This is a genomic window from Streptomyces aureus (assembly GCF_001418135.1).
GTDB classification, from domain to species: domain Bacteria; phylum Actinomycetota; class Actinomycetes; order Streptomycetales; family Streptomycetaceae; genus Streptomyces; species Streptomyces aureus_A.
This window is the reverse complement of record NZ_LIPQ01000157.1, coordinates 20,899-27,767: the sequence shown is the minus strand read 5'-3', so window position 1 is coordinate 27,767 and position 6,869 is coordinate 20,899. Positions and strand designations below refer to the sequence as shown.

At 73.4% G+C, this 6,869-nt stretch carries 5 protein-coding genes and 1 pseudogene; 1 reads left to right on the top strand and 5 read right to left on the bottom strand.

Annotated features, from left to right (window positions below):
- Positions 1 to 72, top strand: a pseudogene (locus AOK00_RS41405) (LuxR C-terminal-related transcriptional regulator); the annotation flags it as partial.
- Here the strand turns inward: AOK00_RS41405 and AOK00_RS14915 are convergent.
- From AOK00_RS14915 to AOK00_RS14895, 5 genes are all read right to left on the bottom strand, one after another.
- Positions 58 to 2,988 carry an AAA family ATPase gene (locus AOK00_RS14915; RefSeq protein ID WP_173861565.1) on the bottom strand — a complete coding sequence of 977 codons (2,931 nt, stop codon included), beginning with the start codon at positions 2,986 to 2,988 and terminating at the stop codon, positions 58 to 60. The pseudogene AOK00_RS41405 and the gene AOK00_RS14915 sit on opposite strands and share 15 nt — an antisense overlap.
- Before the next feature lie 34 nt (positions 2,989 to 3,022).
- Positions 3,023 to 3,220 (bottom strand): hypothetical protein, encoded by a 198-nt coding sequence (locus tag AOK00_RS14910; protein WP_055600795.1) that lies wholly within the window; start codon positions 3,218 to 3,220, stop codon positions 3,023 to 3,025.
- Positions 3,221 to 3,387: 167 nt separating this feature from the next.
- A complete protein-coding gene (locus AOK00_RS14905; RefSeq protein WP_055600794.1) occupies positions 3,388 to 3,966 on the bottom strand; it encodes a hypothetical protein in 579 nt (192 codons plus the stop codon).
- A 48-nt stretch (positions 3,967 to 4,014) separates the two neighbouring features.
- On the bottom strand, positions 4,015 to 4,572 hold the full coding sequence (locus AOK00_RS14900) for a GNAT family N-acetyltransferase (protein WP_055600793.1): 558 nt from the start codon (positions 4,570 to 4,572) through the stop codon (positions 4,015 to 4,017).
- On the bottom strand, positions 4,550 to 6,814 hold the full coding sequence (locus tag AOK00_RS14895) for an MMPL family transporter (RefSeq protein ID WP_055600792.1): 2,265 nt from the start codon (positions 6,812 to 6,814) through the stop codon (positions 4,550 to 4,552). The genes AOK00_RS14900 and AOK00_RS14895 overlap by 23 nt, the downstream gene beginning before the upstream one ends.
- Positions 6,815 to 6,869 lie beyond the last annotated feature (55 nt).

Here is a 6,869-nt window from a genome sequence, read left to right as displayed (position 1 = left end):
CTGCGCCTCGTCGCGGCCGGCCGCACCAACCGTCAGATCGCCGAGGAACTCTTCATCTCACCCAAGACGGCCAGCGTCCACGTCTCCAACATCCTCGCCAAGCTCGGCGTCGCCGGCCGCGACGAGGCGCAGGACGTCCTGCTCGCGGGGGGTGAGGCCGAAGGTGTCGTCCCCCGGCTCCGCGGGTGCCGGGGCCTGCTTCTCCTCGGTCAGGGAGAGGCGGGCGCGGGCGGCGAGGAGTTCCACGTCCTCGCGGAGCGGGCGGGCGCCGAGTCGGACCGCGGTGGCGTGGGCCTGCCGGAGCAGGGCCGTGGCCTCCTCGCGGCGGCCGCCCTCGACGAGCAGGGCGTCGGCGAGGCGGTGGCGGGCGCGGGCCAGCTGGTGGGGACGTTCGAGCGGTTCGTAGGCGGCGACGACCTCGGCCCAGCGGGCGGCGGTCTCGCGGCCCTCGGCGCGGGCGATCTCCTCGGAGACCTGCCGGGAGTAGGCCTCCCAGACCGGGGCCGGGGTGGCGAGGCGGCGGACGCTGCGGCGGACGACGCCGAGCGCCTCGGCGCGGCCCTCGTCGGCGGCGGGCAGTCCCCGGCTGTCGGCCTCGGCCGTGACGGCGGCGAGGACGAGGGGCCAGCCGTAGCGGTGGGTGCCGGGCGGGAAGCCCGCCTTCTCGGCGGCGGCCAGCTGGGTCCGGACGTCCTCGACGCGTCCCTCCGCGGCGGCCACGGCGATCTCGATCTGGGCCATGGGCAGGACGTACTGAGGGATCGCGTCGCGGCTGCCGTAGGCGGCGCGGGCGTCGGCGAGGTGGCGGCACGCCGCGGCGAGTTCGCCGCGGGCGACGGCGAGCTGGGCGAGGCGGAGGGAGGCCGAGCCGCGGGGCTTGCTGCTGGTGGCCGAGCGGAGCAGGCGTCCGGCGATCTCCCCGATCTCGTCCCAGCGGCCGAGGGAGAAGAGCGACTCGGCCCGGTTGGCCTCGACCCAGCCGACGCTGTCGACGAGTCCGTAGGAGCGGGCGACGCGGAGGCCCGTGTCGGCGAGTTCGACGGCCTCCGCCGAGCGGCCGAGGGACTCCAGGGCGGAGGAGATGTTGATGTGGGCGCGGGCGGTCTCGGTGAACTGGCCGAGGGCCGCGGTGCGTTCCCGTACCGCGTGCATCTCCTCAAGGCCGGCCTCGACGTCGCCTGCGGCGGTCATGAGGGTGCCGAGGGTGAGCCGGGCGTTGAGTTCGATCGACTCGGCGTTGACGAGCCGGGCGTACTCGACGGCGCGTTCGGCGGCGGCGAGGGCGTCGGGTCCGGGGTTGCGGAGCATGCCCCAGCCGGCGGCGCCGACGAGGACCACGGCGTGGACGGCGGACGGCGGGAGGCCCTTGACGAGTTCCTGGGCGCGGGCGATCTCCTCCCAGCCGTCGCCGCGACCGAGGTTGGACTGGAGGCGGGCGCGCTCGGTCCAGAACCAGGCGGCGCGCAGGGGGTCGCCCGACTCGGCGTCGTCGAGGAGGCGCAGTGCCGTCTTGCAGATCTTCAGGGCGCGTTCGCGGTCGCCGCTGAGCCGGGCGGCGACGGCGGCCTCGGCGAGCAGGTCGAGGTAGCTGAGCGCGGCGGTCTCGGGGTCGCAGCCGCAGGCCGGGTAGGCCTCGGCGTAGTCGATGGGCCGGAGCGAGCCGCGGATCTCCGCGGGGGCCTCGTCCCAGAGCTCCATGGCCCTTTCGAGAAGGCGGAGTTGCTCGGCGTAGGCGTGGCGCTTGCGGGTCGCGACGGAGGCGCTGAGGACGGCGGGCAGGGCCTTGGACGGGTCGTGCGCGTGGTACCAGTAGGTGGCCAGCCGGTTGGCGCGCTCGTCGGCCCGGACGAGCCCGGGGTCGGCCTCCAGGGCTTCGGCGTAGCGCCGGTTGAGGCGGGAGCGTTCGCCGGGGAGCAGGTCGTCGCTGACGGCCTCGCGGACCAGGGAGTGACGGAAGCGGTAGCCGTCGCCGTCGGGGACGGCGAGCAGGAGGTTGGCGCCGACGGCGGCCCGCAGGGCCTCGATGAGTTCGTCCTCGGTAAGCCGGGCGACGGCGGCGAGCAGCCCGTACTCGACGGTGGAGCCGCCCTCGGCGACGATCCTGGCGATCCGCTGGGCGTCCTCGGGGAGCGTCTCGACCCGGACGAGCAGGAGGTCGCGCAGGGAGTCACTGAGCTGGCCCGCGGCGCAGCCGGCCTCGTGGGAGACGATGAGTTCCTCGACGAAGAAGGCGTTGCCGTCGGAGCGTTCGAAGACCTCCTCGACGAGGCCGGGGTCGGGCTCGGCGGCGAGGATGCCGGTGAGCTGGCGGTGGACCTCGGTGCGGGTGAAGCGGGCGAGTTCGATGCGGCGGATGGTGCGGAGCCGGTCGAGTTCGGCGAGGAGGGGGCGCAGCGGGTGGCGGCGGTGGATGTCGTCGGCGCGGTAGCTGGCGACGACCACGATGCGGCCGCGGCGCAGGGTGCGGAGGAGGTAGGTGAGGAGGTGCCGGGTGGAGGCGTCGGCCCAGTGCAGGTCTTCCAGGACGAGCACGATCGTACGGTCGGCGGCGAGCCGTTCCAGGAGCCGTACGGTCAGTTCGAAGAGGCGTGCGGTGGAGTCCTCGTCCGAGGACTCGTGGCTGCCGGGGTCGCCCAGTTCGGGGAGCAGCCGGGCGAGTTCCGCCCGCTGGCCGTCGGCCGCGGCGGCGAGTTCTTCGGGGAGGCGGCGGCGGAGCGAGCGCAGTGCGGTGGCGAAGGGGGCGAAGGGCAGGCCGTCGGCGCCGAGCTCGACGCAGCCGCCGAGCGCGACGACGGCGCCCTGTCCGCAGGCCGTGCCGAGGAACTCCTCGATGAGCCGGGTCTTGCCGACCCCCGCCTCGCCGCCGATGAGCAGGGCCTGGGGCTCCCCCGCGGTCGCGCGGGAGAGCGCCTCGGTGAGGGCGGTGAGTTCGCCGGCGCGGCCGACGAACACGGGACTGACTGACCTGGTCTCCACGGCGCCGAGCATCGCACAGCCGTCCATGCCATCGCCCATACGGGGGTCACGCGGCCCGGACGAAGCGACCGCGTCCGCCGTCACTCACCCGCCCCTCCGCGTCGTTGTTCCCGCTCCGGCGGCCGAGGCGGCGCAGGCCCCGGGCGGAGCCGACCGTCTCGGCGGCCTCGTGGGACAGTCGCTGCGCGGCGGCCTCACGGACGAGCTGGGCGTGGTTCATGCGGTGGAGTTCGTACTCGAACATCGGGTGCTCCCTGGTTCTTCGCGGTTTCGGTATCGCTCCTTGCGATGCCTCTACTGTCGTTTCCCAGGGGGTGCGACCACATCGGGCGTGTGCCGCATGTTCGGGGTACGGGGGTCCTTAGGCGGGTCCTGGGGGGACTTAGGCGTCGCCCCGGGCTGCCTCAGGGGTCAGGATCCGGCGGTCGGCAGGCTCAGGAACAGGTCGAAGTAGGTGCCGACCGACAGGAGCAGTCCCAGGCCGCCGAGGACGGCACCGGCGACGGCGACCGAGCGGACCCAGGCGGGGCGCCCCGGGAGGACGAGCACGAGAACGGCGACGAGCAGGGCGATCAGCGCGAAGACGCCGTTGACCAGGGCGGTGCTGTGCCAGGCGTCGCCGTAGATCTCGGAGATCTGCTGGGCCGGGGTGCCGGACCCGGAGGTCTTGATCTGCCCGAGGAGGGTCTCGCGCTCGGAGACGACCTTGCCGGTCCACGTGCCGGTGAGAGCGACGGCGCCGAGAGCGGCGGAGACCACGGCCGCGGCGGCGCCGCCGATGCCGGCGGAGGCGGGAGCCGCCGCCTCGGCGGAGAGCTCGTCGTCCTCGTCCTCGTCCGCGTTCTCGGCCTCGTCCGCGTCGATCGGGGCGGTGGCCGGTTCGGCGTCCTGCTTGCCGAGCGCGACCGCGGCCGTCTCCTCGACGGGCGCGGCCGTCTCGGCGGCGTCCGCGCTCTCGCCGGTCTTCTCTGTCGTCGTCTTCGTGTCCATGCGCGGCACGCTAGGCGCCCCGTATGAGAACCGTATGAGGAAAGCGGGTTACGAGGCCTTCGCCGCGCGCCACTCCGGGGCCAGGACGGCCCAGACCTCGGTGTCGGCGCGGACGCCGCGGTGCGGGTAGTTCTCCCGCAGCACGCCCTCGCGGGTCATGCCCAGGCGGCGGGCGACGGCGATGCTCGGCCCGTTCTTCGCGGAGGCGTGCCACTCGACGCGGTGGATGCCGCGCTCCTCGATCGCCCAGTCGATGATGACCCGGCAGGCGCGGGTGATCAGGCCCTTCCCGGCGGCGGAGGGCTCCAGCCAGCAGCCGGCCTCGGCGGTGCCGTAGGTGGCGTCGAAGGTCCGGAAGAGGACGCCGCCGACGAGCGTGCCCCCGGTCCAGATGCCGTAGATGCGTCCGGTGTCGTTCGCGGCCTTCTCGGCGTACGTGCCGAGGAAGGAGCGGGCGGAGTCGAGGTCCGCGACGACGTCGGGGAGGACGATGTGCTCGCCGATGAACTCGCGTCCGCGGTCCATGTGGGCGAGGAACTCCGCGGCCTTCGAGGGCTCCAGGGGCCTCAGCTCCGCACCGTCGTCACCCAGCGATATCGCGAACACCGTCGTTCCTCTCCTCCTCGGCCGAAGCCGGGGCCGCCGTCACTGCCGTCACACGTTGAGCGGGTATTTTCCCACGCGCGTCGGCGGCCTCGCGGCACTCGGGCGTTTCGATGCTGATCCGGGGCAGGAGGCGGTCGAGCCACTTGGGCAGCCACCAGTTCGCCCCGCCGAGCATGTGCATGAGGGCGGGGACGAGAAGCGTCCGCAGCACGAAGGCGTCGAGGGCGACGGCCGCCGCGAGCGCGATCCCGAACATCGCGATGACCCGGTCGCCGGAGAGGACGAAGGCGAGGAAGACCGCGATCATGATCACGGCGGCGGAGTTGATGACGCGGCTGGTCTCGGCGAGGCCGACCCGGACCGCCCGCCGGTTATCGCCGGTCTCCAGCCACTCCTCGTACATCCGGCTGACCAGGAAGACCTGGTAGTCCATGGAGAGTCCGAAGAGGACCGAGACCATGATCACCGGGAGGAAGGGTTCGATCGGCCCGGCGCTGCCGAGGCCGAGGAGCTCGCTCCCCCAGCCCCACTGGAAGATCGCCACGACGACGCCGAAGGCACCGGCGACGGCGGCGATGTTCATGGCGGCGGCCTTGAGCGGGATGCCGATGGAGCGGAAGGCGAGCAGGAGCAGCAGACAGCCGAGCGCGATGACGACACCGACGAAGAGCGGCAGCTTGCCGATGATGATCTCGGCGAAGTCGTCGTACGAGGCGGTGACGCCGCCCACGTGCACGTCGAGCGAGGTGCCGCTCTCGGCCGCCGGCAGGACGTCCGTGCGGAGCCGGTCGACGAGTTCGCTGGTGGCCTTGGACTGGGGCGAGGAATCGGGGACGACGACGAGGACGGCGGTGTCGCCGGAGCTGTTGTACGCGACCGGGGAGACGGACGCGACGCCCTTGGTGGCGGACAGGGCGGCCGGCAGCTGGTCGAGGGCGACCCGGTCGTCGGCGCCGTCGAGCCCGGCGACCAGGGTGAGGGGGCCGTTCACGCCGGGGCCGAAGCCGTCGGCGATCAGGTCGTACGCCTGCCGCGTGGTCGCGGTGGCGGGGCCGTTGCCCTGGTCGGAGGTGCCCAGGTGGAGCGAGAGGGTGGGCAGCGCGAGGACGCCCATGACGACGGCGGCGACGATCCCGAGGAGCTTGGGGTGCCGCTCGACGAAGGCGGACCAGCGGGCGGCGAAGCCGGTGGGCAGCTCGGGCTGCGGCCCGTGCTCGGCGAGCGTCCGGCGTTCGCGCCGGGACAGCGCCCGCATGCCGATGAGGGAGAGCAGCGCCGGCAGGAGGGTGACGGAGGCCGCCACCGTGAGGACGACGGTGAGGGAGGCGGCGATGGCGACGCCGTTGAGGAAGCTGAGCCGCAGGATCAGCATGCCGAGGAGGGCGATGCAGACGGTGGCTCCGGCGAAGACGACGGCGCGGCCCGTGGTGGCGACGGCGGTCTCGGCGGCCTCGGCGACGGAGAGGCCGCGTTTCAGGCCTCTGCGGTGCCGGGTGACGATGAAGAGGGCGTAGTCGATGCCGACGCCGAGGCCGACGAGCATGCCGAGCATGGGGGCGAAGTCGGCGACGGTCATCAGATGGCCGAGGAGCACGATCCCGGAGTAGGCGATGCCGACGCTGACGAGCGCGGTCGCGATGGGGAGCGCCGAGGCGGCGAGGGAGCCGAAGGCGAGGAAGAGGACGACGGCCGCGACGGCGACGCCGACGACTTCGGCGATGTGTCCGCCGGGGGCTTCGGTGAGGGCGACGGCGCTGCCGCCGAGTTCGACGGCGAGGCCGTCGGCTTCGTCCGCGGCGGCCTTCGCGGTGTCGACGAGGGCCCGGGCCTGCGCCTCGGGGATGTCGTCGGCCTGCTCGTGGAAGGTGACGGTGGCGTAGGCGGTGTGCCCGTCCTCGCTGACCTGGCCCCGGGTGTCGCCGTACGGGGAGGTCACGGTGGCGATGCCGGGGAGCTCGGCGACCTGGTCGAGCATGGCGGTCATGCGGCGCTCGACGCCGTCGGCGCGGACGCTGCCCTTGTCGGTGTGCCAGACGATGGTGTCGCTGTCACCGCCGAGACCGTGGAAGCCGCGCTCCAGGAGGGCGGTGGCACGGCCGGACTCGGTGCCGGGGACCTCGTAGTCGTTGGAGTACGCGCTGCCGGCGACGACCGCCGCCGTGCCGACCCCGCCGAGGGCGACGAGCCACAGCAGGACGGCGACGAGGCGGTGCTTGATGCACCACCGTGCGATGGCTGCCAAAGGACGTGCTCCCTGGGTGGTTCGAGGATCTTCAGCGGGAACAGCCCGAAAAAGA

Excerpts from the sequence above, each read along its gene's own strand:
- AOK00_RS14915 (WP_173861565.1), bottom strand. The coding sequence starts at position 2,988 with ATGCTCGGCGCCGTGGAGACCAGGTCAGTCAGTCCCGTGTTCGTCGGC.
- AOK00_RS14910 (WP_055600795.1), bottom strand. The coding sequence starts at position 3,220 with ATGTTCGAGTACGAACTCCACCGCATGAACCACGCCCAGCTCGTCCGT.
- AOK00_RS14905 (WP_055600794.1), bottom strand. The coding sequence starts at position 3,966 with ATGGACACGAAGACGACGACAGAGAAGACCGGCGAGAGCGCGGACGCC.